This is a genomic window from uncultured Campylobacter sp. (assembly GCF_937921625.1).
Classification (GTDB): domain Bacteria; phylum Campylobacterota; class Campylobacteria; order Campylobacterales; family Campylobacteraceae; genus Campylobacter_B.
Window position 1 is genome coordinate 1 of record NZ_CAKZTI010000058.1, and the last position, 25,195, is coordinate 25,195.

General features: G+C 48.9%; 23 protein-coding genes. 15 read left to right on the forward strand and 8 right to left on the reverse strand.

The genetic code is table 11. The features are described from left to right. Positions 1 to 348: 348 nt before the first annotated feature. Both Q0101_RS10005 and Q0101_RS10010 read left to right on the forward strand, forming a co-directional pair. Positions 349 to 873: a DUF4149 domain-containing protein gene (locus tag Q0101_RS10005; protein ID WP_297945082.1), complete on the forward strand. Its 525-nt coding sequence runs from the start codon at positions 349 to 351 to the stop codon at positions 871 to 873. Next, complete coding sequence (locus Q0101_RS10010; RefSeq protein ID WP_297945085.1) at positions 863 to 1,258, forward strand: YbgC/FadM family acyl-CoA thioesterase; 396 nt, start codon at positions 863 to 865, stop codon at positions 1,256 to 1,258. The genes Q0101_RS10005 and Q0101_RS10010 overlap by 11 nt, the downstream gene beginning before the upstream one ends. Positions 1,259 to 1,747: 489 nt before the next feature. Here the strand turns inward: Q0101_RS10010 and Q0101_RS10015 are convergent, their stop codons facing one another. Genes Q0101_RS10015 through abc-f form a run of 4 tightly spaced genes read right to left on the reverse strand, consistent with a single transcriptional unit; the run spans position 1,748 to position 6,365 of the window. After that, positions 1,748 to 2,404: a uracil-DNA glycosylase family protein gene (locus Q0101_RS10015; protein ID WP_297945088.1), complete on the reverse strand. Its 657-nt coding sequence runs from the start codon at positions 2,402 to 2,404 to the stop codon at positions 1,748 to 1,750. Between the two features lie 7 nt (positions 2,405 to 2,411). Beyond that, a complete protein-coding gene (prmC, locus tag Q0101_RS10020; protein ID WP_297945091.1) occupies positions 2,412 to 3,212 on the reverse strand; it encodes a peptide chain release factor N(5)-glutamine methyltransferase in 801 nt (266 codons plus the stop codon). Then, the gene (locus tag Q0101_RS10025) at positions 3,199 to 4,407 is read right to left on the reverse strand and encodes a M48 family metallopeptidase (protein ID WP_297945093.1); all 1,209 of its coding nucleotides are present in this window, start codon (positions 4,405 to 4,407) and stop codon (positions 3,199 to 3,201) included. Before Q0101_RS10025 ends, prmC begins: the two co-directional genes overlap by 14 nt. Before the next feature lie 5 nt (positions 4,408 to 4,412). Next, on the reverse strand, positions 4,413 to 6,365 hold the full coding sequence (abc-f, locus tag Q0101_RS10030; RefSeq protein ID WP_297945096.1) for a ribosomal protection-like ABC-F family protein: 1,953 nt from the start codon (positions 6,363 to 6,365) through the stop codon (positions 4,413 to 4,415). 79 nt (positions 6,366 to 6,444) lie between these two features. Between abc-f and Q0101_RS10035 the strand changes: the two genes are divergently transcribed. Together Q0101_RS10035 and Q0101_RS10040 are read left to right on the forward strand one after the other, a co-directional pair. Continuing rightward, positions 6,445 to 7,248: a hypothetical protein gene (locus Q0101_RS10035; protein ID WP_297945099.1), complete on the forward strand. Its 804-nt coding sequence runs from the start codon at positions 6,445 to 6,447 to the stop codon at positions 7,246 to 7,248. Beyond that, positions 7,235 to 7,417 carry a hypothetical protein gene (locus Q0101_RS10040; RefSeq protein WP_297945102.1) on the forward strand — a complete coding sequence of 61 codons (183 nt, stop codon included), beginning with the start codon at positions 7,235 to 7,237 and terminating at the stop codon, positions 7,415 to 7,417. Before Q0101_RS10035 ends, Q0101_RS10040 begins: the two co-directional genes overlap by 14 nt. A 1,080-nt stretch (positions 7,418 to 8,497) precedes the next feature. Here the strand turns inward: Q0101_RS10040 and Q0101_RS10045 are convergent. Then, positions 8,498 to 9,484, reverse strand: coding sequence for an amidohydrolase family protein (locus tag Q0101_RS10045; protein WP_297945106.1), 987 nt, complete (start codon positions 9,482 to 9,484; stop codon positions 8,498 to 8,500). Between the two features lie 218 nt (positions 9,485 to 9,702). On the opposite strand from Q0101_RS10045, the gene Q0101_RS10050 reads away from it, so the two are divergent. The 5 genes from Q0101_RS10050 (at position 9,703) to Q0101_RS10070 (ending at position 13,654) form a co-directional block, all read left to right on the forward strand. Next, complete coding sequence (locus tag Q0101_RS10050; RefSeq protein ID WP_297945109.1) at positions 9,703 to 10,143, forward strand: GNAT family N-acetyltransferase; 441 nt, start codon at positions 9,703 to 9,705, stop codon at positions 10,141 to 10,143. A gap of 101 nt (positions 10,144 to 10,244) precedes the next feature. Then, positions 10,245 to 10,496: a hypothetical protein gene (locus Q0101_RS10055; protein ID WP_297945112.1), complete on the forward strand. Its 252-nt coding sequence runs from the start codon at positions 10,245 to 10,247 to the stop codon at positions 10,494 to 10,496. A 41-nt stretch (positions 10,497 to 10,537) separates the two neighbouring features. Then, positions 10,538 to 10,774 carry a type II toxin-antitoxin system RelE/ParE family toxin gene (locus tag Q0101_RS10060; RefSeq protein ID WP_297945144.1) on the forward strand — a complete coding sequence of 79 codons (237 nt, stop codon included), beginning with the start codon at positions 10,538 to 10,540 and terminating at the stop codon, positions 10,772 to 10,774. Between the two features lie 253 nt (positions 10,775 to 11,027). Then, the gene (locus Q0101_RS10065; RefSeq protein WP_297945114.1) at positions 11,028 to 12,350 is read left to right on the forward strand and encodes an MATE family efflux transporter; all 1,323 of its coding nucleotides are present in this window, start codon (positions 11,028 to 11,030) and stop codon (positions 12,348 to 12,350) included. After that, positions 12,326 to 13,654, forward strand: a complete 1,329-nt coding sequence (locus Q0101_RS10070) for a M48 family metallopeptidase (protein ID WP_297945117.1) — start codon at positions 12,326 to 12,328, stop codon at positions 13,652 to 13,654. Before Q0101_RS10065 ends, Q0101_RS10070 begins: the two co-directional genes overlap by 25 nt. 164 nt (positions 13,655 to 13,818) lie before the next feature. Here Q0101_RS10070 and Q0101_RS10075 read toward each other — a convergent pair whose 3' ends face one another. The 3 genes from Q0101_RS10075 to dnaJ form a co-directional block, all read right to left on the reverse strand. Beyond that, positions 13,819 to 14,259, reverse strand: coding sequence for a hypothetical protein (locus Q0101_RS10075; RefSeq protein ID WP_297945120.1), 441 nt, complete (start codon positions 14,257 to 14,259; stop codon positions 13,819 to 13,821). Positions 14,260 to 14,473: 214 nt separating this feature from the next. After that, the gene (locus Q0101_RS10080) at positions 14,474 to 15,718 is read right to left on the reverse strand and encodes a hypothetical protein (protein WP_297945123.1); all 1,245 of its coding nucleotides are present in this window, start codon (positions 15,716 to 15,718) and stop codon (positions 14,474 to 14,476) included. 223 nt (positions 15,719 to 15,941) lie between these two features. Next, positions 15,942 to 17,033 carry a molecular chaperone DnaJ gene (dnaJ, locus tag Q0101_RS10085; protein WP_297945126.1) on the reverse strand — a complete coding sequence of 364 codons (1,092 nt, stop codon included), beginning with the start codon at positions 17,031 to 17,033 and terminating at the stop codon, positions 15,942 to 15,944. Between the two features lie 129 nt (positions 17,034 to 17,162). On the opposite strand from dnaJ, the gene Q0101_RS10090 reads away from it, so the two are divergent. The 6 genes from Q0101_RS10090 (at position 17,163) to Q0101_RS10115 (ending at position 24,553) form a co-directional block, all read left to right on the forward strand. Next, positions 17,163 to 17,834: a response regulator transcription factor gene (locus Q0101_RS10090; protein ID WP_005870149.1), complete on the forward strand. Its 672-nt coding sequence runs from the start codon at positions 17,163 to 17,165 to the stop codon at positions 17,832 to 17,834. Further along, a complete protein-coding gene (locus tag Q0101_RS10095) occupies positions 17,831 to 19,072 on the forward strand; it encodes an ArsS family sensor histidine kinase (protein WP_297945129.1) in 1,242 nt (413 codons plus the stop codon). The genes Q0101_RS10090 and Q0101_RS10095 overlap by 4 nt, the downstream gene beginning before the upstream one ends. Then, complete coding sequence (recR, locus tag Q0101_RS10100; protein WP_297945132.1) at positions 19,069 to 19,638, forward strand: recombination mediator RecR; 570 nt, start codon at positions 19,069 to 19,071, stop codon at positions 19,636 to 19,638. Before Q0101_RS10095 ends, recR begins: the two co-directional genes overlap by 4 nt. 518 nt (positions 19,639 to 20,156) lie before the next feature. Continuing rightward, positions 20,157 to 21,464 (forward strand): UDP-N-acetylmuramate--L-alanine ligase, encoded by a 1,308-nt coding sequence (gene murC, locus Q0101_RS10105; RefSeq protein ID WP_297945135.1) that lies wholly within the window; start codon positions 20,157 to 20,159, stop codon positions 21,462 to 21,464. Positions 21,465 to 21,525: 61 nt separating this feature from the next. Continuing rightward, entirely contained in the window at positions 21,526 to 22,356 is an 831-nt protein-coding gene (locus tag Q0101_RS10110; protein WP_297945138.1) for a hypothetical protein, read from the forward strand. Continuing rightward, positions 22,346 to 24,553, forward strand: coding sequence for an endonuclease MutS2 (locus tag Q0101_RS10115; RefSeq protein WP_297945141.1), 2,208 nt, complete (start codon positions 22,346 to 22,348; stop codon positions 24,551 to 24,553). The genes Q0101_RS10110 and Q0101_RS10115 overlap by 11 nt, the downstream gene beginning before the upstream one ends. Positions 24,554 to 25,195: the final 642 nt, after the last annotated feature.

Sequence of the window (25,195 nt, forward strand, 5' to 3'; positions counted from 1 at the left end):
CGGTGCGAAACAGAATTGTGATTATACAAGAGCGATGCTTAAAGGGGGCTGAATAATTGAGAGAAATTTTAAAAAACGATTTGGAAAATTTTAAATTTCATAATGAAATTTTATGTTTAACACGCCTGAGACAAATTTTATCTCCAGCCTCCGTAAAAATTTTATAAATTTTGTAAACGACCGTATCCAAACTAAAATTTCATTATACCGCGATATGCCGCAATTCGCGACTGCCGACCGCACCCATTCGCCCGTAAAACCCGCTTGCAAAACGCTTAAGCGCACGATTATAAGATTTCGCTATAATCACGTCCGATTTAAAATTTATCAAAATTTAAAAGGATTTCTATGCGCGCAATTTTTTCTATTTATATCTTCATCATCGCAGCCCTTATCGGCATCGAGCTCTCGCTCGGCGCACTCGTCGCACCCGTGGTATTTTTCCCGCAGCAGATTATCGGAGATGGCGTGTTATCGCACTTCCAAAGCGGCAAGCTAATGAGCGAGATCTTCGTAAAATACGGCGGCATCCTCATCGCAGTCTCGGTCATCTGCCTCGTTTTTGAGATGATAAATTTCAACAACAACAAATCGCAATCCTTTCGCTTGCGCCTTTCGACCCTGATGCTGACGCTAGTAAATATCATCTTAGCCCTACTTTTCGTGCTTTACTTTACTGACTACGTCATAAATGCCCAAAAGATCGGTGCAGAAGCGACGATGACGCCGGAATTTGCCCAAATCCACGCGGCTAGCGAGTGGTGCATGAAACTCATCATCGTGTTTCAAACGGTGCTGTTTTTCGCAAAAATCCTCCCCGCCCTGGCTGCGAGAGATGTCGCGGCAACGAAAGACGCGCGGGATGAAGATTAGAATTTACTACGAAGATACCGACGCGCAGGGCATCGTGTATCACGCCAACTACATTAAATTTTGCGAGCGGGCGCGAAGCGAAGCGCTTATGCAAGCCGGGGTAGACTTCGCGCGCACAGACGCACACTTCGTAGTTAGCGAGCTTTGCGCTAAATTTCTCCGCCCCGCGCGCCTCGGCGACACGCTTGAAATTCGCACGAGCCTAGCCGCGCTTAAAAACGCCAGCGCCCTTTTGCGACAAGAAATTTACAAGATCAAAGATATTAAAAACGTAGATTTCAGCGAGCTTTTATACGCACAGGACGTAAAAATCGCCTTCGTAAAAGACGGCAGGCCAATCAAATTTAGCGCTGAAATTTTAGAATTTTTCAAATCTTTGAGATAAATTTATCTCGCGAGTTCAAATTTACCTAGTCGCGTGGTGAAAACATAGCACAGACCGGCTTTTCGGCATAAAATCCAAAAATACGCAGAGCTCTTGGGCGGTAATAAAATTTGCGAGCTTAGTAAAATTTTACGACATAGAATTTCGCTCGGCGTTAAGGTTTAAATTTAACGCTACGCCGCGACATAAACCCCTCACGCGCCCCGAGATAGCCAGATAGAAAACAAAATTTGAAATATCGAAATTTTGCAATGGCGTTAAATTTTACCTTGCCCCGCCGCTTTATGAAATTTTCTCGCTTTTAAATTTGAACTCGCCGCGGTTCGAATCTGTGTTTTGCCTCGCCAAATCCCGCTCGTCCGCAAAATTTAAGCAGGTCAAACTCGCCCGCGATCTCATCCGCATAGGCGCAATCCACAAACTAGGCGCCCGCGCAAAAAGCCGCGCGCAAAATCAAAATAGCGCGCAAAGAAAGCGCCAAAATGCGCCTCACAGCAGTCCTTTTATCTTTTGTAGATCCTCTTTGAAAAGCTCCGCTTTGCTCGGATTTTGCGCGATGAATGCGGGATCGAAGCTCGGCACGAAGCTGATGCCGCCCTCGTTAAAGACCGAGCCGTGCAGCACGTCCATGCCCGCCAAATCGCCGTTTCGCAGCACGATTTTGCAGCAGAGCTCCCCTAGGCAGAGCACGACTTTGGGCTTTAAAATTTTGATCTCGTCGGCAAGATAGGGCGCGCATTTTAAAATTATTTCCGAGCTTATGCGCCTATTTTGCGGCACCGCGCACCTTATCAAAAAGCTAAAATAGATCTCCTCGGGCGCGCAAATTTGATCTAGCGCCGCTGCTACTTCAGCCTCCAAACCGCCGCCAAAACCCTCGCTAACGCCCGGCGCTAGAGCTACGATCATAAGTTTTATGCCCGCGGGAGTTTTAAAATTTTTGATGGTCTTGAAATTTTTAAAATTTTGCTCGCCGCCTTTCGTGCGCGTTTTGGCAAGCTCGCAGAGATTGCACTCGGCGGTAGCGGATTTCAGCGCGTCCAGCGCCTTAAAAAATCGCTCGCCGCCGCTTAAAATTTCGGCGCCTACGTAGCGGTAGCCGAACGCTTTGTAATAAAGCAGCCTGCGTAGTTGCGAGCTTTGCATGGCACGCCTACGATCTGTTTAAATTTCGCGCGACGAATCCGCGATCAAACTGCGCCAAATCTTTGTAAAATTCCGCTCTAAAGCCCTGCTCGCGCAAAAACGCCGACAGGTTCTGCTTTTGATCGTAGCCCATCTCGCAGGCTAGAAATTTTGCGCGCCGTGCGGCGATCAGTACGATGAGTTTTAAAATTTCATCCCCCCGCTCGCCGCCAAACAGCGCCTGTTTCGGCTCCTGCAGCACGCGCGCGTCCAATGCGTAGGAATTTGCGATGTATGGGGGATTTGAGACGATGAGATCAAACTCGCCCGCGATCCCATCCGCGTAGGCGCAGTGCATGAACTCGACGTCCGCGCCCAAGCTTGCGGCGTTTGCGCGCGCCACCTCAAGCGCATCTGCGCTGATGTCGCTAGCCGTGATGCGGCAAGAAGGAAGTAGCTTTTTTAAGCAGATAGCGATTATGCCGCTGCCCGTGCCGATCTCGCAAATGCGCGGCTCGCCCAAGCTCTGCGCCAAAGTAAGAGCTTTTTTCACTAAAATTTCGGTCTCGCAGCGCGGTATCAACACCCGCTCGTCGACGTAAAATTTAAAGCCCATAAACTCGCAGCTTTGCGTGATGTATTCAAGCGGGCGGCCGTCTTTAAATTCAATGATCTTAGCGCGAAACTCCGCTTCGTGCGCGAGCTCTTCCGAGCATCTTAGCACGAGCTGCTCGTCGCTAAGTCGCTCGCAAAGCTTTAAAATTTCGCGCGCGACGTATTTTGAGCCACACTGCTGCAAGCCCCATCTTAGCGCTTCAGCGATCCTCATCAAGCTCTCTTATGCGCTCATACAGGCTCGGGTGCGAATGATACACCGCGGCGTAAATTTTATGAGCGAGCGGGAATGCCTTATTTTCGCTGCCCAGCTTCTTTAGCGCGCCGATCATGCTCTCTTTATCCTGCATGCTCGCGCCATGCCGGTCTGCGCTAAATTCGTGCATGCGGCTAAGTTTGGAGATTACAGGCTCAAAAAATGCATGCAAAATCGGCGCAAACAAAATCATAAAAACCAGCGTCGCGCCGCCGTCCGCGTTAAGTCCTAGCGCGCTAAATACGCCTGCGGGGAGGTTTCCGAATACCGCAAACGTCGCGCCCAAAAGCACGAAGCTAAGCGCTAAATTTTTCAAAATATCGCCGTGTTTGAAATGCCCGAGCTCGTGCCCTAAAACGGCCAAAATTTCATCCTCGCTCAGTTTTTCGATGAGCGTATCAAAAAGCACGACCTTTTTCGTCGCGCCGAAGCCGCCGAAATAGGCATTTAGACGCTTGTCGCGCTTGCTCGCGTCGATCGTAAAAACACCGCTACTTTTAAAGCCGCAGCGCTGCAAAAGCCCCTCTATGCGCTCTTTTAGCTCGCCGTGCTCTAGCGGCTGCATCTTATTAAACAGCGGCGCGATAACGGTCGGATAGATTAAATTTATCAGTAAAACTATGCCGAAGCTTAGCAAAAAGCCCCAGACCCACCAGTGCGCGCCCAGGCTATTCACGCAAAAAACGAGCGCAGAGGCTACCGCAAAGCCGAAAACCAGCGTGAGTATGAGCGATTTTAGCGCGTCTTTTACGAAAACGGCGGGCGTTATCGTGGAAAAGCCCAAGCGTCTGTCTTTGACGAAGGTTTTGTAAATCTCAAGCGGAAGCGATATCGCGCCGCCGATGATTAAAAACGCCGTTACAAAGCAGCTCCCCGCAAAAATCCCGTCGCCCGCTAGATCATATATCGCGCGCTGTAACGCGCCCGCACCCGCAAGTATCCAAATAAGCGCCACCGCAAACGAAAAGCAGTGCGAAAATATATTAAATTTTAAATTTACCGCGCCGACCTCGCCCGCCTTACGATAATCCTCCTCGCTAAGCACCACCGCAGGCTCCTTTAGTTTAGCGCGGATGAAGCTTAGCTCGAGCAGATCGAGCGAAATTTTATAAATCGTGTAAAGCGCGTATAAAAAGATCAAAAACCAAACCATCGCGCCTACTTTAGGCTCTCGGCGAGCGAAAGCACTTCGTAATATTCATTTTCCATACTGTTTAACGTTCCTCTTTTTTCTTCAAGTTCTTCAAAAAGTCCCTGCATCCCGAGCTTTTGATAAATTTCAGGCGTCGAGAGCGCGTGATTTAGCTCCTTTATACGCGCCTCGATAGCCTCGATTTTAGCGGGATACTCCTCTAAAATTTTATTCTGCTTGTAGCTAAGTTTTGCAGCGCTCGTCTTTTCCTTTTTGTTTTCGCGGCCGCTCTCGTCTGTGCTCGCGCTCGCGCCAGCGTCGGCCTCAATCTGGTCAATCTCCGCCATCTCGTCTTCAAACTCCAAATACTGCGAATAGGGCATTTGAATTTGATCGATCGTGCCGTTTTTTTCGAAAACCCAAAGCTTATTCGTGATCTTATCGATGAAATAGCGATCGTGGCTTACGATGATTACCGCGCCTTCGAAGCTTAGCAGATAATCCTCCAAAATATTGATCGTCGCGATATCAAGATCATTCGTCGGCTCGTCCAAGATCAGGCAATCGTACTGCTCGGTAAAGAGCTTGGCAAGCGCCAGGCGGTTCTTTTCGCCGCCGCTAAGCACGCCCACGGGCTTATCTAAAAACTCCTTCGGAAACAAGAAATTTTTCAAATATCCGTATACATGCATGTAGCTGCCGCGAACGCTTATGTGATCGCCGCCGTTGGGGCAGAAAATTTCGATTATGCTTTTATCGTCCGTGATACCGCTGCGGGTCTGATCAAAATAGCCGATCCTGATCTCGCCGCGTTTGATCTCGCCCGCATCGATCTTACTGCGGCCGAGTAGAATTTTAAGCAGAGTGCTTTTGCCCGCGCCGTTAGCGCCTACGATGCCGATGCGCTCGCCCTGCAAAACCCGCGCCGAAAAGCCCTTGAAAAGCACCTTGCCGTTTAAAATTTTACCGATATTCGTGCATTCAAAAAGCATCTTTTTGCGATTGTCGCCGCCCGTGCCGTTAAAGCTCCTACTCGCGCGCTCCAGCTCGAGCCGCACGCGACGGATCGCGCCCGGGTTTTTCTTCGCATCCTGCCTCATCTGCATGATGCGCGCCTTGCGCCCTTCGTTGCGCTTTAGGCGAGCTTTTACGCCGCGGTGCAGCCACTCCTCCTCGGCGCGCAGCTGTTTAAGCAGCGTCTCGTGGGACTTTTCGAGCGAAGCGAGCATCTCCTGCTTGCGCCTCAGATAGTTCTCATATCCGCCGTCGAAATTTGAAATTTTACCCTCTTCGATCTCGATACTGCGCGTCGCCAAGCGGTCGATGAAGTAGCGATCGTGGCTGATAAAAACGATCGTCTGCTTCGAGCTAAGCAGCATATCCTCTAGAAATTTCACCATATAGACGTCGAGGTGGTTCGTGGGCTCGTCCAGCAGCAGCACGTCGGGCTTTTTAAGCACCAGCGCGCCCAGCGCCACGCGCCGAATTTCGCCGCCGCTAAGCGTGCAGACGGAGCGGTTTTCGTAAATTTTAAGTCCGAAATTTTGCAGCACCTGCTCGATCTTATTATCGATCTGCCAGCCGTCCTTGGCCTCGATAAATTTAATCAGCTCGTCTTGGCGCGCTAAAAGCTCCTTGTTTTCGGACTGTGCGGCGATTTCGCTCGAGATCGCGTCGTATTCGTCCAAAGCGGCGTAAATTTCAGCTAGCTCCCTTCGTAGCGCGTCTTTGACCGAGAGATTGTCTTCAAATTTCGGCGTTTGAGCGAGCATCTGGATATTTAGCCCGTTTTGAGTGATCACGCGCCCCTCGTCGGTCTCGCACAGACCCGCAATTATCTTCATCAGCGTGGATTTGCCGCCGCCGTTTTTGCCGATCACGGCGACGCGCTCATTAGCGTCCAGTGCGAAATTTACGCCGTCTAAAACGACGTGAGAGCCGAATTTTTTCGTAACATCGATAAGCTCGATCAAAGCCAATTTTAAGTTCCTCTAGTGTTAAATTCGATAATTTTACACAAAATTCTATTAAATTTTAATAACTTTTAAAGGTTTAGCGATGCAAAGTTTGGAATTTAACGGCCTGCGTGTAGAAATTTTCGCCCCGCACGCACAGCCCCTTGCGCCAGCCATGCGTGCGCAGCCTATCAAATCCACGCCGGATACCCTGCCCGACACTTCTACATCCGCGCAATTTGTCTCATCTGAGCTTCTACCGTCTCCCACATTCGCGCAGGATGATCCACCCGCCGTTTCGTTCGGTCTGTCTGCGCAGGCTGCTTCATCTGAGCCTCCCGCGTCTGCAGTACCGAATACACCGCTCGTTACGCCCATCGCGCCCGCTTCGCCCTCCTCTCTAGCCGTGCCTAAGGCACAAGCCATTCAACCCACTGCGTCGTTCGTGTTAGATACTAGACCAGAATTTATGGCGGCCACCGACTCGATTTCGCCCGCGTCATCGATGCTGAATACAGCGCTCACCGCGTCTGCACAAACCGCCTTGCCCCGCTTGGATGCCGTGCCGATCATCTACCTGCGCGTCTTGGAGTTTGGCGCGACCGGCACGGGCGAAATTTACGAGCTCGTCTCGCGACAAAGCGGCGCGGATTTCGTGCTCGCAGCGATCTATCTAAACGAGGCGCAGTGGGGCGATAAGCTTAGTCCGTGGGCGGCAAAATCGCCGTTTAAGGGGGTGCGCGATTTCGCAGGCGGCGGCGCGGCGCACTTAGAAAAATTTACGGACGAGCTGATCCCGCGTATCGAGCGGCACGTATCCGGCGCGGGAAAGCCTGCGTTGCGAGCGTGCGCGGGATACTCGCTGGCGGGGCTTTTTAGCGCGTATGCGGCGTTTGCGAGCGGATAAATTTCAAAAGATCGCCTGCGTCTCGGCGTCGTTTTGGTTCGGCGGATTTGACGCCTTCGTCGCCGCACACTCGCCGCAAAGGGGGCTGACGCACGTCTACGCGTCCTTGGGCGAGGCCGAGATGAACCCGAAAAATCTGCGCGGAGCACTCTGCGGCGAGACGGCGTGAAATTTCATCGCAAAATGCCGCAGCGCGGGCGCAAAAGCGGAGTTTGAGCAAAATCCTGGCGGGCATATGCAAGATGAGATCGCAAGAATTTCAAAGGCGCTTTTAAAGCTGGTAAACTCCTAAAATTCGAGCAAATTTTAAAATTTAGCGACAGAATAAAGTGCGGTGAGAGATTGAAAGAAACGAGCCAAGAAGCGTAAATTTAAGCAATCTGCCGCTGGAATTTCTCGCGCAACGGTTTTTTGCGCGATGCAATGGAATTTAAGACAAACCCACGTTAAATTTTATAGCATGAGCAATGTCGCAAAAATGGCGCTACGCAATTCGGCGCGAATGACACAGCGCGTGGTCGGTGCTTTAGCGGCTTTGATAAGTGTGAATCAGTTTTGAGCGTAAATCATACGACTCGACGTCGATGCGGCACAGGCGGCACGGCGTAATGCGAATTTCAGGCAGGATAGCGCTAAATTTTTGCAGATTGCGCTAGTGGTTTAAAATTTCAAACGAGCCGTCATTATAAAATTTGAAGCAAATCGTCTCACGGCTAGAATTAGCGCACCTGCAAGCTAAATTTAAACTCTATCATACGCGCCTTGTAGTCGCGCTCGATAGGATTTAGCATGCCTGCAAGCTAAATTTAAACAGCAGCGCGCCGTGTATGATCTTGCCGTTTTATTTATGTGTTTACGAGCTAAATTTACCGCTGAAATTTCAAAATTTACACTGCACCAACGAGCGCTTCGGCGCTACGATACGCGCCGCTCGGTTTAAATTTTAAATTTAACGTCGAGTGAATGCACTCAACCGATATCTGCCGAATTTGCGGCGGCGGAATATGCGGAATTTTGCGAATTACCGTTTGCAAAATTCGTCCTGTGAAATTTCGCGACACATGCTTCATTATCAGTTCTCTACTGAGCGCTTTGCCCGACGCACGTTTCTCCTTTTCTCTCGCTATACAGACAGCGCCAACCGCTCCATTACTCGCGCTCACTATGTCATTTGCTACATTTGCTCGAAACCAACTGCGAAAAGCTGCAAATGCACTGAATTCTAACCGCACGCCCTAAATTTCACCATCTACGCAAAGGACAGAATTTTTTTGTAATTGCTCCACAGCTCGCTATCCTCGCCGAAATACGCGAGCAGTCCGCGCGCGTTGCGATCGAAAGGGTTGGGCTCTTTATGCAGCGCGATACGCTGCGACAGGCGCAGATCGTAGGTGTTGTATATCGCAGAATACGGCACCGGAAAGTCCGAAGCGTAAAGCAGACGCGAGTGCACGTCCGTTTGGCTCGCCAGATGCGGCAGAGCCTTGGCGCGCACCGGCGTCATAAGCGCGGAAACGTCGGCGTAGAGGTTTTTGTGCGTGCGCAAAAGCGCCAGAAGCGCGAAATAATCGTGTCCGAAATTTCGCGGGCGACGCGAGAGCGCACGAAAAATATGCGAATACTCGTAGTTAATCGCCATGTGTGCGCACACCGTCGTAACGCCCAGCTCAAGCGGCGCATAGATCATCTCCAGCGCCTCGCAGCGGCGCGTGCTCGGCACCGAGCTTTCGTTGCCGACGTGGATCACTAGCGGCAGACCGAGCTTAGCGAGCTTTTCAAAATACGGCACATAGCGAGGCAGCCTCGTATCCAGATCCCAATAGTTTTGTAAAAATTTCGCCCCCTTAAATCCGAGCTCGAAGCAGCGATCGATCTCATCGAGCGCGTCCGCTCGCTTCGGATTGATGCTAAAAAACGGCACGATGAGATCTGGGTTTTTTTGATAAATTTCAAACACGCTGTCGTTGTCCGCGCAGACGGTCTTATCGCGATGGATTAGCTCACCCGTATCGCTAAATTTAGCATCCACGCCGAAAAGCACCGCCTTTTTAACGTATTTCGAAGCTCTAAGGCCGCCGAGCAGAGCGTCCACATAGGCTTCATAGGGCTCTTTGATCGCGCGCGATACGTCTATGCCGAAGCGCCTACCGAAAAGGCGCAGCGCGAGCCTGTCGTAAGGGCGGTCGAAGCGCACCTCCTTGCTTAGCAGATGGACGTGAAAATCAAGCGTTTGCATCGGGGATCCTTGGGAAAATTTTGCCGAGTTTATATCAAATTGCGGTAAATAGTTAGAATTTTAAATTCGGGTTTAAATTTACGCACCGCGCCCTACCGCGCCTTTAAATTTTAAAATTTAAACCTCGCCGCAAGAACCGCTAATTGATATTTAATGCCGTTTTAAAGCTACGGTGGTATACTTGCGATTTGAAAAGCTATTTCAATTAAGGAGCGAAGATGGAGTTTGAAATTTTAGAAAATTCCGCCGATTTTAAGCCTAGCGATCTGGATGAGATAATGGTCTCGATCGGCTGGGATACGGAGCAAAACGCAGCCTCCGTGCCGCCGCACGAGACATACAGGGTGTGGCGCACCTATGATTACGTGGCGATCGCCAAAACGCAGGGCAAGACCGTGGGGGTGCTGGAGGCGTTTTGCGACCGCGACAACTTCGCTACGAGCTATCTTTACTGCGTGATAGTTCATAAGGATTATCAAAGGCGCGGTATCGGCACGGCGCTCGTAAATGCCTTTAATAAACGCTTTGCGCACACCACCACCTTTGTCGTGACTCCTCTACACAAGTCCGAGGGCGCCGGAGAATTCCTACAAAAGTGCGGCTTTAAGGACGCGTCGAAGCACTTCACGGTTCATATGAGGAAGCGAAATTCGATCTAGCGGGCATAAATTTTAAAATTTATCGAGCTTTGGCTCTAAAACGGTTGGAATTTTAAATTTAGCTATGAGCTGCTATAATCGCTAAAATTTAAGGAGCCAAAATGATCACTATGCAGATCCAAAGCGGCGTCGATCGCGATACTCTTGAAACTTTTAAGAAGCTTTTTTTAAAAATTGATCCCTCCGCACAGAGCACTCTAAGCGGCGAGAAAAATTTAGAAACGATTTTACCAGAGTTTAGATCCGGCGAAAGTTACGACGAGATAAAAAACGGAATGGATGCAGATTTAAAATCATACGTAAACGGCGATCTAAGCGGCTTTGAAGAGCTAGGTATGGGCTGGAAAAATTGAAAATAATCCAGCCTAAAAGATTTCGTGCGTAGCTTAGCAAAATCGCAGAATTTATCGCAGAGCACTCAGAGGATGCGGCGGAAAATTTTAAAAACGAGCTTTTTGCGCGAGCAGGCGAGCTTGGCTTTATGCCGTATAAATTTCGTAGATCAAAAAGCTTTGACGATGATAAAATTAGAGATTTTGTGTTTAAGGGTTTCGTAATCCCGTATCTAATAGATGAACCCAACGATACGATCGTTATCCTAGCGATATTTAAGCAAAATCTATTGAGATAGCTTGACGCTTGTTTAAAACATCTGCGTTTAAATTCCGCGCTCCGTTTATTAAAATTACTTATTCGCCGCCGCAGTAGCGTCAAAGAAATCAACCGCTCGTCCCCGCTAAATCACCGCATATTCGCGCCGGGCGCCGTAAATTATAATTTTACGCATGCCGCGCAGCATGCAAAAGCAACTACACTCGCCCCCCTGCGTAAAAGCAAACCTAAAAGAATTTTCGGCTACAATTTCCCCTAAATAAAGGCAAAATATGAAAGAAATCTCGCTACTAAGGCTCTCACTAGCAATCTACGTCGATATGTTTTTGCGCCTCGTGACCACGCTTATCAACACCTACATGATCTCGCGCGTGGACGTCTCGCTAGTAGGCGCGCTTGGGGCTGGCAACGAGATATTTTTGCTCTTCATCACGGTTTTTGGCTTTCTGGCCGTAGGCTGCTCGGTTCTCGTAGCGCAGGCGCTGGGAGCAAAGAACAAAGTCCTAGCCATGCGCGCGATCCACACGAGCATCGCATTCAACGCGCTCGTGGGGCTTTGTAGCGGCGTTTTCGTCTTTAGCTGCGCGCCGTTTTTACTCCGCGCGCTGCAGGTGCCCGCCGAGCTTTTGAGCGAAAGCGCGATCTATCTTAAGGTCATCAGCATCGTCTTTGCGATAGACGCCGTAGCGATCGTGCTTAGCGCCATCGTGCGCGTCTACGGATACGCAAATTTCATCATAGCAGTCTCCGTGGTGATGAATCTAGTAACTCTCGCGGGCAACTACGTCGTGCTCTTTAGGCCGTTCGGACTGCCGTACTACGGGCTTGAGGGCATCGGCGTGAGCACCATCGCGGGGCGTATGATCGGTGTATGTTTATTCTTCCTCATCATCACGAAGGTGCTAAAGATAAAATTTTACCTCACGATGTTTTTAAAGATCCAGTTCGCCACGCTGCGTAAAATTCTATCCGTAGGGCTTCCTAGCGCCGGCGAAAACATGCTGTGGATCGTGCAGTATCTCGTCGCCTTCGCCTTCGTCGCGAGCATGGGCGAGGCGAGCCTTACCGTGCAGACGATCTATTTTCAAATTTCATCATTCATCTTCTTCGGCGGAAGCGCGATCAGTATGGCAAACGAAGTGATCGTAGGCCGCCTCGTAGGTGCCGCCAAGCCGCAGGAGGCGTATCGGCACACTTTTACCGCACTGCGCTTCGGGCTCGGGGCGACGGCGCTTTTCGTCGCGATCGCGTTTTTAGCGCGCGAGCAGATCATGGAGATGTTAAGCCTAAGCGAGGCGCACAAGCAGGTCATGCGGCCGCTTTTTTACCTCACGCTGGGGCTTGAGTTCGGACGGACGCTTAATATCGTGTTCGTAAACGCCCTGCGCGCAAGCGGCGACGCGAGGTTTCCCTTTGCGATGGGCGTGATCTTTATGTGGGGCGTCTCGATCCCCGTGGGCTGGCTTTTGGGCATTCATCTGGGGTATGGAATTTTAGGCGTTTGGATCGGGTTTTTCTGCGACGAATGGCTGCGTGGCAGCGCGAATACGGCGCGATGGATAAGTAAAAAATGGCAGAGCAAAAAGTTAGTCTAAATTTGCTAGACTTGCCGATTGACCTGCGTTTTAAGCGGATGAAATACGCGCGCATCCGCATTAGCAAGGACTGCGAAATCAGCGTGAGCGTGCCGCGCTCCTACACCGCGGCGCAGGCAGAAAGCTTCATCCTAAAGCACGAAAGCTGGATCCGCCAAACGCTGGCGCGACTGCAAAGCAAGCTACTAGCGAGCGATCAAGTTAGAATTTTAGGCAAAATTTACAAGCTCAAATTTAGCCGCGAGGCTGAGCTCGACGCAAACTGCGGCGCGAATAAAAATTTAGACAATGGCGGCACGCAAGGCTGCACGAACTGGGCGAATGGCGATGCGAATAGCGGCGCGGGAGGCGTAAATTCGGCTCATTTACAAAGCGGCGCGGGAAGCGATGTGAGCGGCAGCGCAAATAACGGTGCGGGCGGCATGAATGACGGCGCGGGAAGTGAAATTTTAAAATTTCACTCGGGCGAGTGCGCCTCGCAAAATGGCACAGCGAGCGATAATTTGAAATTTAACCTACCGGACGATGCGGCGCAAGGGCTCGCACAGCAAAGCGCAATGCGACAAAGCGGCGGGTTTATAAATACGGCGACGCAAAATGTCCGCGAGCAATCCTGCGGTGAAATTTTAAAATTTCATTCGGACGGGTGCGCTCCACAAAGCGACGACGCAGGTAAATTTAACTCCACTGCAAGGGGCGGAATTTTAAAATTTGACCCTGCCGCAGGGGATGAAATTTCAAAATTTAAACCCGCTGCGAACGGAGAAATTTCAAATTTTAGTTCTATCGTGGGCGAAGGAATTTCGGTCGCTAGCGAAAAAACTTCAAAATCCGCGAGCGAAAACGCGCCGCAAAATGTAGCGCAAAGCGCGCAAGCGGAGGAGCGCGACGAGCCCGATTTTACGATTAAAAATTTTATCCAAAGCTCTAAATTTAAAGATAAAATTTTTATGTCACGAGACGTGATCTTTTGCGAGAGCGAGGGCGAGTTTGCGGCGTTTAAAAAGGCCTTTGCGCTTGAGCTTTATCTGCGCTATATCGAGAAATTTTCTCCGCGGATAGGCCGAAAGATCGCGCGGGTGCGGGTGCGCAAAATGCAGACGCGCTGGGGCAGCTGCAACCACGCTAAGGGCTATCTCAACTTCTCGCTAAGCCTGATAGAGCGGGATCCGCGCTTCGTCGAATACGTCGTGTTGCACGAGCTCGCGCACCTCATCCATGCAAACCATGGAGCGGACTTTTACGCGCTCATCGCGCAGATCATGCCCGATTTTAGGGCACGTATCAAGCTAGGCAAAGGCTAGTTCGCAAACGGGGCGCCCATTTAAATTTCACGCCACTGCGTCGCAGTTCTTGCCGCAGTCGATAAATTTCAACCGATCTTCCGTCACGCCGTAGCAGGCCGCAGCCAGTCCGAATTTGCGTGGCGCAGGCGGCGAAATTTCGCAAATTTTCGCGGGCTCAAACGCTAATTTAAAGCCGCAAACTCTACGTATTTCTCCATCGCAACCAGCAGGAGCCAGCTCGCGGTAGGACTGAAAAAATAGTGGTGTTCGGGGACCTGCTCCATTATAAATTTCAAAAAATCGTAAAAATATTCAGGTGCAAATTTAACCTCGGCGCTCGTTAGACTATCGCCCAGATAGTAGATTTTGCCGCTCAAAATCCTCGCTTTTACCGCGGGGTTTGCGTCTATGAAGCTTCTGGCACCGGCAAAGCTCAGGCAGTCCGCGGTCGCGTAATCTTTCAATCCCCGCAAGACGGGCTTGGAGCCGATGAAGGCGAAATTTTCCTCTATAAAGCGCGCTCCGCCCTCGCTCACCTGCCAGCAATCGCCCAAACTCGATAAAAACGCAAACATCTCATCATCCGCGGATTTGAAATTTACAGGCTTATTTTTGCGATCCATCTTTGTCCTTTTTAAATTCATAGTTGCTTTTATTTTGAAATTTTTACGATAAAGAACAGAAAATATGTTTGATTTAATCTTTTTAAAATCATTATATTAAATTAGGCTAATCAAGGTTTTCCGAGCTCTTTTTATTTCAAGCGAAATCCTTTACCACCCTTTAAAATTCAACCAATTCAAATAATCGTTCTTTCTTTATTTTTTTGAACTTTATTTATTTGTTATCATCAGCGAACTGCTCTTTGACAAGATCTTTGATATCGCTTTTAATACTTTTAGTATCAACTATTGAATCCTCACCCAGCTTCTGAAATTTTTCTTTATCTGCCTTCGTATATTCCTGTTCATCATCATATTTTTTTGTGATCAACCGAATCATCTTGCGACGCAAAAACTTCTCATCTCTAACATTTGACCTCTCTTTGATCCACCCAATTAGTAATACCATCAACATTATAAAACCAATATAACCTAGAATTGGATACATAATCGATACTAATTTTTTAAAGCCCATAAAGGATAATATATACCCTACAACTACGGTGCCAATCATAATTGGATAAAAACGTTTTGATTGATTAGATGAGAAACGTTTTGCTAAGGCATAGAATAAACTGAAAGCAGTATTAAAGATCAAGCCGAAGATAACAAGTGCATACACAAACGCAAATGCAGGGTGAATCTGTTTGGCAATAGCCAACATAGGAATATCAACAGTCGTTGCAAGTTTTACATTTGCATATAAGATACAGGTTGTAACTGTGATGATAATACCGATTATAAATCCACCCAAAGTACCACCTTTTTCTGCTACACCAATCCTCATAATGGATCCCCCTAATACAAAAGCCATTGATACACCTGTCATAACGCAGAGCGAAAAATAATTCAGAACAGAAAACCAGATATTTGGCATTGGAGTAGAGATTGTATTTGCAATTGTTTCTAATTCTTTAAAATCAAAACGTTGACTTGCAAAGGTATATACTGCCATAATCATAATCATGATAAAAATAATAGGCGTAAATATTCCGATCACATTCGTGATTTTTTCAAAATTAAGAAAGCTAACAAGGATTATCAATACGGCACATAGGAGTGCTCCTGACCAGAATGGCATGCCAAATTGCTGATTAAGATTTGATCCAGCCCCGGCAATCATGACAAAACCTACCACAAAACAGCAAATAATTAAAGAAATATCAAGAATTTTATTAGTGATAGATCCAGCAATTTGTGAAAGAACTTCAAAGTGATCATTGGATCTAAAATAACTACCGAATGTAATAATGATTTTACCAAAGACGGCATTGAGGATACCAAGAATAACGGCTCCAAGAATACCCCATTTGCCAAAACTGACGAAATATTGCATCAGATCCTGACCGGACGATAATCCAGCACCGACAATAACCCCAACATATGCTAACGCTACATTTAAAATTTGTTTTAACATCATCCTACCTCTTAATTATAAAAATTTTAATTTGCTTTACTAATATTAATAATCTTTAAATTTAAATAATATTAAATGCTAATTAAATTTTATCCAAATAATGACACGAAATTTACACCGAAATTACATCCAAACTCTTAGCGAGATTCCAAGCGAAAATCCCGTACTTTGGTGAATAAAACCGCAAGACCGCCGCTCAAAACAGATCGAGGCAAATCAAAGCAGCTTATTTGAAAAAATTCTTGATTTTATCGAGTATCCCCTCGTCGTCTCCGCCCTTGCTGCCGAAGCTTTCTTGAAGCTCGCGCAAAAGCGCCTCTTGCTTCTCGTTCAATTTTTTAGGCGTCTGGACGTTTACCTGCACGATCAGATCGCCGTTTTTCTTGGTGCGGATATTCGGCGCGCCCTCGCCGTAGATCGTGAAGCGCTGCTTGTCCTTGGTGCCTACTTTGAGCTTCAGCTCCGCCTTGCCGCGCGGCGTCGGCACCTCGATGCTCTCGCCCAAGATCGCCTGCGTGAAAAACACCGGCACCTCGATATACAGGTCGTCTCCGTCGCGCAGGAAGTGGCTATCCTCCTTCACGCGCACTATCACGTAAAGATCCCCGATCTCGCCGGTTTTAGAGACGTTGCCCTTGCCGCTTAGGCGCACGCGCTGTCCGTCGTCTATGCCTGCGGGAATGTCAAATTTAAGGCTCACGTCCTCTTCGGTAAAGCCCTTGCCGCCGCAATCCTTACACCTGTCTTTTACAATCTCGCCCGTGCCGCCGCATTCGGAGCAGCTTTGGATGAAGCTCATATATCCGCGCCTTACAGCGACGCGCCCGGTACCGCCGCAAGCGGAGCAAGTGTGCTTCTTTTTATCCTTCGAGCCGGTGGCGTCGCAGGTGGAGCACGGCTTTTTGATCTTGTATTTTATCTCCTTGTGAACGCCCTCTAAAGCCTCTTTAAACTCCAGCGTTACGGCCAGCTCGGTATCTATGCCGTATGGATCGCTAGGGCGTGAGCGACCGCCTCCGCCAAATGCTTGCTCGAAAAAATCGCCGAAAATGGAGCCGAAATCAAATCCGCCGCCGCTCGCGCCGCTATATGCGCCGCTGATGCCCTCTTTGCCGTAGCGATCATACATCCTGCGCTTTTGATCGTCGCTTAAAATTTGATACGCTTCGTTGATCTTTTTAAATTTCTCCTCCGATTCCTTGTCGCCTTGGTTGCGGTCGGGGTGGAATTCCAAAGCGAGCTTTCGAAACGCCTTTTTTATCGTCTCGGCGTCGGCATCGCGCGCCACGCCTAAAATTTCATAATAATCTTCTTCCACGAAATTCTCCTTAAGCTATAACAAAAGGGGCAATTTTATCTAAATTTAATAAAACGCAAGTTAAGACTTAACTATTTTTATGTATAATGCAATATTTAAATTTCAAATCAACGATGCAAAGGATAAAAAATGATAAATGTATTAATGATAGAAGACGACAGCGAGTTCGCACAGCTTCTAACCGAATATCTGGCTAAATTTAACATCCAAGTTACAAACTTCGAAGACCCGTATCTGGGCATTAGCGCAGGGATCAAAAACTACGATCTGCTGATTTTAGATCTTACGCTTCCTGGAATGGACGGACTTGAAGTCTGCAAAGAGATCCGCGAGAAATACGATATTCCGATCATCATCAGCTCGGCTAGAAGCGACGTGAGCGATCGCGTAGTGGGTCTTCAGATCGGCGCGGACGATTACCTGCCAAAGCCATACGATCCAAAGGAGATGCACGCGCGCATCATGAGTTTAATTCGCCGCTACAAAAAAGCCAGCGAAAAGGAAGAAACCGCCACGGATAGCGTATTTCGTATCGACGACAAGCGCCATGAAATTTACTTCGGCGAAGAGTCGCTCGTGCTAACGCCTGCGGAGTATGAAATTTTAGAATACCTCATCAAGCAGCATAGCTTTTCGGTATCCCGCGAGCAGCTCGTATACCATTGCAAGAGCCTAAAAGATAAGGATTCAAAGAGCTTAGATGTCATCATCGGGCGCCTACGCACCAAAATCGGCGACAGCTCCAAAGCGCCTAAGCATATCTTTTCGGTTCGCGGTATCGGCTACAAGCTCATCGGATGAAGCACTCTTTAATCACTAAAATTTCGGTTTTTTTTGTAATCGCGATCATCTTAGTCTGCGTGCTTTTCATCACGTTCGCACAGATGCAGATGAATAGAGCTCTAGGTAGCATGCAGGCTAATCAAATAAACGCGGTCAATAATCTACTTGAGCTATACAAGCGTAATGCCCCTCCCAGCGATATTGAGCGCTACTTCTCCAGCTACGGCTTGGAGCTTGTAAAAGACAAAAATATCATCCAAAACATCATCACGAGTGGTAAAATTTTTTTCGTTCAAGACACCTCTATCGGCGAGTTTAGCTCGGTCGAGTATAATAATTCACTGTTTTTAAATATCAAAAACAACTCTTTCGTCGTGGTTTTCGAAAGCCTTGGCACGAAGAATTTAAACGATCCGCTTTGGGTCGGGTTTTTGCTTACGATGGCGGTTTTGATCTCACTTTATCTATCGATAGTGCGAAGCTTCACGCCGCTAAAAAAACTAAGCAAAAATATCAAAAAATTCGCCCAAGGTAATTTGGACGTAAATTTAGCCGCTGCGCACAGCGAGGACGAGATCGGGCAGGTCGCGCAGGAATTTAACAACGCGATTGCTAAAATTCAAGAGCTAATCCGATCGCGCCAGCTGTTTTTACGCACCATCATGCATGAGCTTAAAACCCCGATCGGCAAGGGCAGGCTCATCACCGAAATGCTAGATAACGAGACGCAAAAAGAGCGGCTCGTCAATGTCTTCGAGCGGCTTGAAATTTTAATCAACGAGTTTGCTAAAATCGAGCAACTGCTCTCAAAAAGCTACTCGTTAAATTATCAGGATTATCATTTCAGCCTCATTTTAGAGCAGGTCAAAGATATGTCTATGCTCGATAACTGGGACGAGCTCATCAGCACGGATATCGAGTGCGATGCGGTGATAAACGTGGATTTCGGGCTATTTGCGCTGGCGATTAAAAATTTAATCGACAATGCCCTAAAATACTCCAGCGATAAAAAAGTCCGCATCATCTGCGACGAAAATAAAGTAAGTGTCGCCAATCGCGGAGCGGCGCTTGCAAAATCATTCGAGCATTACAAGCAAGCCTTTATCAGAAATAAAGACGAGAAAGCCACCGGTATGGGGCTCGGACTCTATATCATCGATAAAATTTGCGAGCTGCATAAATTCCGCTTCGAGTACAACTACAGCGACGGCACTCACTACTTCTCGATCGTCTTTTCGCCGAAGGGCGCTATATGAGCGGCACAGACAGGTTCGAAGAGCTCGTCGCGAGCTTTGAAAAGCTTCCCGGCGTGGGCAAAAAATCCGCCCTGCGCTTTGCGTACTACGTAAGCGTGCAAAATTCCTTCCTAGGGCTAAATTTAGCGCACAATATCGAAGAGGCGGTGCGCGGACTGCACAGATGCCGCATCTGCGGTGCGGTATGCGAGGGCGAGATCTGCGAATATTGCGCTGACGATGAGCGCGAAAGCGATAAAATTTGCATCGTCGAAAACCCAAAAGATATCTTTATTTTAGAGAGCAATAAAATTTACAACGGTCGCTACTTCGTGCTAGACGCCGCTGACGAAGATAAAATCGCGGCGCTGCGCGAGATGGTGGGCCGAAACGGCGCGCGCGAGCTGATATTTGCGCTGACGCCGGGCATCAACTCCGACGGCATCATGCTTTATGTCGAGGACAAACTCGCGGATCTGGGTTTGAAATTTACCAAGCTCGCTCAGGGCGTGCCTACGGGCGTGAGCTTAGACAACGTCGATATGCTCTCGCTAATAAAGGCGATCAACGGGCGCACCGATATTTAAAATTTCGACGAAATTTTAAATTTATGCGGATAAATTTAGCGGCTAAATTTAAAACGCAAAGCGGCGAATATGTTTTGCCGCGAAGCCAAGCGGCGAAATTTTAGGCGTTAATTTAATAGTGGATGTGCGATGAACGCGATGAAATTTACCGAAATTTACGCGGCTTCGGCGGCGCGATACGATGCGGCAGGCACGGCGGCAAACGGCTTCTCGCTCGCTGCGAGGTTTTAACAGCGGATTTGAGCCGTAAAATTTAAGCACGCCGTTTCGAAGCGGAGTTTCGGGCGCGGAATTTCTAGCGCTTAAATTTTAAAAGGCGAAATTTTAAGCAGCAAATTTCGGGCGCTAAATTTTAAAAGCGGTTTGGGGGCTACCGAGACTGCACGACGCAGCGAGCTCGTAAAACTAAAGGTGAATTTTAAGGCGCACGGGAATGGTTTAAATTTTTCAATTTCGCCGGCGCGGGCGGGATTTAAAAATTTAAACGTAATTTTCCATTATAATATTTAAGGACAAAGGTGAAAAAGGTTCATTTTATCGGCATCGGCGGCATAGGGATATCGGCATTGGCGAGATTTTTACACGAGAAAAATTTTATCATCTCAGGCTCTGACATCAAAGAGAGCGAGACGACCTACAAGCTAAGAGCGGACGGTATGGAGATCATCACTCCGCACGACGCTTCGGCGATAAAAGATCAGGAGATCGTCATCTACTCCGCCGCGATCAAAGAGGACAACGTCGAGCTACAAGCCGCGCGCAAAAAGGGGATCGTCTGCCTCTCGCGTAAGGAGGCCCTGCCCTTCGTGCTAAAAGACAAGCGCGTCTTCGCAGTCGCCGGCGCGCACGGCAAAAGCACCACGAGCGCGATAACCTCGGCGCTGATAAACGGCTCGGTCATCATCGGCGCGATCTCCAAGCAGTTCGGCTCGAATATGAAGTACGAAAACAGCGAAAACATCATCTTCGAAGCCGACGAGAGCGATTCTAGCTTTTTAAATTCCAACCCCTACGTCGCGGTCGTGACCAACGCCGAGCCCGAGCATATGGATCATTATGACAACGATTTGGATAAATTTCACGCGGCGTATCGCGGCTTTTTGGAACGCGCCAAGATCCGCGTGATAAACGCCGAAGACGAGTTTTTAAGCTCCATCAAGCTCGGCTGTATCAAGCTCTTTCCTTCACGCGACATAACGGATCTGAAGGTGCTGCTGCGCGATCATCAGCCGTTTATGAGTTTTAATCTTAAAGAGCTCGGACGCTTCGAGGTTTACGGGCTCGGAAGACACATCGCGATCGATGCGTCGCTAGCGATCCTTGCCGCGGCGTGCGAGACGGGACTAGAGCAGATCCGCAAAAATTTACTAAATTACAAGGGGATCAAAAAGCGCTTCGACATCCTGTGCGCCACTCCAAACTTCGTGCTCATAGACGACTACGGCCACCATCCCACCGAGATCAGAGCGACGCTGCAAAGCGCGCGCGAATACGCTAGCCTGCTAGGGCTTAGCAAGATCACGGCGATCTTTCAGCCGCACCGCTTCAGCAGGCTTAAGGCGAATTTAAACGCCTTTAAAGAGTGCTTTGCGGGCGTAGAAGAGCTCGTGGTGCTACCCGTTTACGCCGCGGGCGAGCCAAGTAACGGCATCGATCTGAAAGAGGAATTTAAGGGGCTCGGAGCGCTATTTACCGAGAGGGTCTTTAGAAACGGCGAGCGGATAGAATTTAGCGATATTTTCGGCGTCCGCCACATCATAAACGACGGGCTGGTGATCGGATTTGGCGCAGGCGACATCACCTATCAGCTGCGCGGAGAATTTTAGGCTTGAAAACTCTCGCCGAATTTATGAAACGAACTCCGCAGCGGACGGGCAAGGATAAAATTTGAGATTTTTAGTGTTTATTTTCGCATTTTTATTTATCGCGGCGATCTTTTTCGTGCGGGACGAAATTTTAAGCAAAAAAGCTAAAATCATCGCCACGGCACTGATCGTGCTGCTATGCGCGGGGGCTTATTTTTACGAAAGCGCGAGCGAGCGATCCGCCAAGCTTGAGGAGGAGATGGTGTTTAAATTTAACGCGGGTGCCAGATTAAGATGCGGCGGCGCGATAAATTCCGCTGCTGAAGCTCGCGGCGCGGCAAATTCCTTCTCCGAAAAACATAGCGCGGATGCGAAAAATTTGGGCTCGCAAGCCGGCGAAGCAAATTTAAACTCACAGAGCAAGGTCGCTTCCACTACGCAAAGCTCAACCGCCCAAACGAACGAGCAGGCTTCCGCTGAGCAAAACTATCCCCCGCAAACTAGCGACGCTGTTTCGGGCAGGCAAAATTCTGCACAAAGCCCTACTTCGAAAAATTCTAAGCAGCAAGGCGATACGCAGAACCTCGCGCCGCAAAATTACATGAGCCAAGGAAGTACGCGAAGCTCTGCCTCACAAAATTCCGTGCAACGAGGCGACACGCAAACCTCTAATCCCCAAGGCTCCGCGCAGAATTTTAACGCAGCCGAGCAAAATTCCATGCAACCCTCCGCTCAAAATTCTAAAACTACGCAAAATTTTGCCGCAGACAAAGAGCAGGGCTCCGCGCAGATTGTAACGCAAGAAAATTTCACCTACTCCTTTTCGCTGGGAGCCTTCATCGCCAAAAAAAGCGCGGGCGCGGAGTTTAAGGGCAAAACCTATAAAATCAAAGAGTGCGTTTATGATCAGTGACGAACTCTTTACGCGCCTCGATTTGAGCGAGTATCTAGCCAAATTTAAAAGCTTTTTGGCGCGCGAAAAGCCGCTGTTTTTAAGCGGCGATAGCAAGCTGAATTTTGAAAAAATTTCAGAGCTTACGAAATTTGATCTCGCGCAGTGCGAGAGCGTCGTGAATCTAGACGATGCGCTGATGCGCATCTCAAAGCACGGCGTGCTACATATCAGCGAAATTTACGAGTTTAGCAAGATCGTTCGATATTTTTTGTATCTCAAAAAACAGCCTTTTGAGGGCAAACTCGCCGCTTGGCTTGCCAAGATCGAGATTCCGCAGCCCATCGCGCAACTAAAGGATTATTTTGACGATCAAGGCGGCTTTCGCGATGCGATAGACGAGCGCTTCGGTGCGCTGAACGAGGCGTTTAAGATAAAGCGTGACGAGATCGAGCAGACGCTAAAAAGGCTGATCTATTCCAAAGCCCTTTCGCCCTATCTTGCCGACACGCAGATCCACTACATAAGTGACACCGAGACTCTGCTGGTGCGCGGCGGCTTTAATCACGTGCTAAAAGGCAGCGTCGTAGCGCGCTCAAGCGGAGGCTATTTTTACGTGCTTCCCGACGCGATCGCGGCTCTGAAGTCCGCTCAAAGCGCGATTTTGGATAAAAAAGAGCAGATCGTATTCGAGCACTGCAAGCAGATTAGCGCGATTTTTAATAAGAATTTAGCTTTTTTAAAATTTATAAACGCCGCCTTCGATCAGATCGATGCGCTGATTGCGCGCGCGGCGATGGCAAGAGCGAGCGATTATGAGTTCGTCCTGCCCGAGTCCTCGCATGACATCGTCCTAGACAGCTTCGCCCACCCCGCGCTTAAAAATCCAAAGCGCGTGAGCGTGGAATTTAGCGGTAAAATTCTGCTCATCACCGGCGTGAATGCGGGCGGAAAATCGATGCTTTTAAAAAGCATTCTAAGCGCGGCACTGCTAGCTAAGTACCTCCTTCCGATGCCTATTCGCGCAAGCCTCAGCCGCATCGGCACCTTTAAAGAGTTCGAGCTCATAATGGAGGATCCGCAAAACTCCAAAAACGACATCTCGACCTTTGCGGGCAGGATGGTTGCCTTTAGCAAGCTGTTCGGGCGCAAAGAAATTCTAATCGGCGTCGATGAGATCGAGCTGGGTACCGATTTTGAGGAGGCTGCGAGCTTATACGGCGCGATGATCGAGCAGCTGATAAGCGGCGATGTGAAAATGATCATCACCACGCATCACAAGCGCCTGGCGATGCTGCTTGCAAAGGATCCGCGCGTAGAGCTGCTGGCGGCGCTTTACGACGAGAAAAACAGCGCGCCGAAATATGAGTTTTTAAAGGGCACGATCGGCAAATCCTACGCCTTTGAAACCGCGCTGCGCTACGGCATAGCGCAAAATTTGATCGCCGCAGCGCGCAAAAACTACGGCGAAAACAAAGAGAACTTGAACGAGGCGATCTCAAAAGCGATAAATTTAGAGCTTGAGCTAAAGCAAAAACTAGCTCAAACGCAACAAAAAGAGGAGAAGCTGGATGCGCTGAGCGAAGCGCTAAAAGATCAGCGCGAGCGCGCGCAAAGCGAGCTGAAGGCGGAGCTTTCAAGGCTGCAAAACGAATACTACCGCGCCATTTCGGAGGCCAAACGCAGCGTGAGCCTAAGCGATGTGCGCGAAAAGCAGCGCGCCATAAACCGCGCAAACGAGCTCGCACGAGCCGTGCAGCAGCCCGAACTCAGCACGCCCGAGCCGCAAAGCTTTAAAGTGGGCGATCGCGTAAAATACGGCAAGATCAAGGGCGAAATTTTATCGCTCAGCAAAACCCAGGCACTGATGCTAAGCGACGGCATCAGGCTGCGCGTGCCGCTTAGCGAGCTAAAGCGCAGCGGTGCAGCGCCCGCGCCCGTAAAAAACATCAGCATCAAGGTGCAAAAGCCCACCTCCGCGTCGCTCGTGCTCGATCTGCACGGCCTGCGCGCCGAGGAAGCGATCAGCAGGCTTGATAAATTTATCAGCCAAAGCCTCGTGATGGGCTTTGATGAGATCATCGTAAAACACGGCATCGGCACTGGCAAGCTCGCGTTCGCGGTAAAGGAGTTTTTAAAATCGCACCCCAGCGTCAAGGGCTTTCGCGACGGCACGCCCGCAGAAGGAGGCTTCGGCTCAAAGGTCGTCTCGCTTTAGGCTTTGACCCAAAGGCCTTTTCGCTTCAGACGCGAACACGAACGATGCGGAATTCGCTCATTTCATCTATACCTTCGCCGAGGTTTTTTAAGCGCGGGTGCTTTTGACGTAGAATTTCGCCGTGGAATTTTGAAATTTGTCCTCGGCTTTAAATTTTAAATTTAGTCCACGTTTTAAATTTGAAATATGGAGGGCTCGGATTGAAATTCTAAAATTTAGCGCACGTTACGATCACGCAACACAAACGGACTTCGCCATGCAATTTTAATATGTTTTCACACAAGAGTTTGTGATGGACTTTGCACTAAAATTTCGGCGGGACTTCGTAATAAATTTCATGCGGCGTAGCCGCGACATAAAAATTAGCGCGAGCGCAGCTCGCCCTTATAGCGTCGCGCGGGTGGGGGCAAAATTTTAAAAAATCGCGGGGGGCGTCCCGCTAACTCTGAGCGCTGCCCCCTTACTGGTCATGTATGGCACACAACGTCAACGTAAATATGCATAAATTTTTTGGAATTTAATTGATAAATTTACAACTTAAATTTAAAGCGTCGCTTTACCTTATAAAATTCCGTTTAAATTTTAGCTCGTGATATCGTAATCTTGGGGCGGGAAGGGGGCTTGAATTGCGAGGTCGCTCCC

Excerpts from the sequence above, each read along its gene's own strand:
- Q0101_RS10070 (WP_297945117.1), top strand. The coding sequence starts at position 12,326 with ATGGCAGAGCAAAAAGTTAGTCTAAATTTGCTAGACTTGCCGATTGAC.
- Q0101_RS10025 (WP_297945093.1), bottom strand. The coding sequence starts at position 4,407 with ATGGTTTGGTTTTTGATCTTTTTATACGCGCTTTACACGATTTATAAA.
- Q0101_RS10055 (WP_297945112.1), top strand. The coding sequence starts at position 10,245 with ATGATCACTATGCAGATCCAAAGCGGCGTCGATCGCGATACTCTTGAA.
- Q0101_RS10075 (WP_297945120.1), bottom strand. The coding sequence starts at position 14,259 with ATGGATCGCAAAAATAAGCCTGTAAATTTCAAATCCGCGGATGATGAG.
- recR (WP_297945132.1), top strand. The coding sequence starts at position 19,069 with ATGAGCGGCACAGACAGGTTCGAAGAGCTCGTCGCGAGCTTTGAAAAG.
- Q0101_RS10015 (WP_297945088.1), bottom strand. The coding sequence starts at position 2,404 with ATGCAAAGCTCGCAACTACGCAGGCTGCTTTATTACAAAGCGTTCGGC.
- Q0101_RS10045 (WP_297945106.1), bottom strand. The coding sequence starts at position 9,484 with ATGCAAACGCTTGATTTTCACGTCCATCTGCTAAGCAAGGAGGTGCGC.
- Q0101_RS10065 (WP_297945114.1), top strand. The coding sequence starts at position 11,028 with ATGAAAGAAATCTCGCTACTAAGGCTCTCACTAGCAATCTACGTCGAT.
- prmC (WP_297945091.1), bottom strand. The coding sequence starts at position 3,212 with ATGAGGATCGCTGAAGCGCTAAGATGGGGCTTGCAGCAGTGTGGCTCA.
- Q0101_RS10035 (WP_297945099.1), top strand. The coding sequence starts at position 6,445 with ATGCAAAGTTTGGAATTTAACGGCCTGCGTGTAGAAATTTTCGCCCCG.
- Q0101_RS10115 (WP_297945141.1), top strand. The coding sequence starts at position 22,346 with ATGATCAGTGACGAACTCTTTACGCGCCTCGATTTGAGCGAGTATCTA.
- Q0101_RS10080 (WP_297945123.1), bottom strand. The coding sequence starts at position 15,718 with ATGATGTTAAAACAAATTTTAAATGTAGCGTTAGCATATGTTGGGGTT.
- Q0101_RS10095 (WP_297945129.1), top strand. The coding sequence starts at position 17,831 with ATGAAGCACTCTTTAATCACTAAAATTTCGGTTTTTTTTGTAATCGCG.
- Q0101_RS10050 (WP_297945109.1), top strand. The coding sequence starts at position 9,703 with ATGGAGTTTGAAATTTTAGAAAATTCCGCCGATTTTAAGCCTAGCGAT.
- Q0101_RS10010 (WP_297945085.1), top strand. The coding sequence starts at position 863 with ATGAAGATTAGAATTTACTACGAAGATACCGACGCGCAGGGCATCGTG.
- Q0101_RS10005 (WP_297945082.1), top strand. The coding sequence starts at position 349 with ATGCGCGCAATTTTTTCTATTTATATCTTCATCATCGCAGCCCTTATC.
- Q0101_RS10090 (WP_005870149.1), top strand. The coding sequence starts at position 17,163 with ATGATAAATGTATTAATGATAGAAGACGACAGCGAGTTCGCACAGCTT.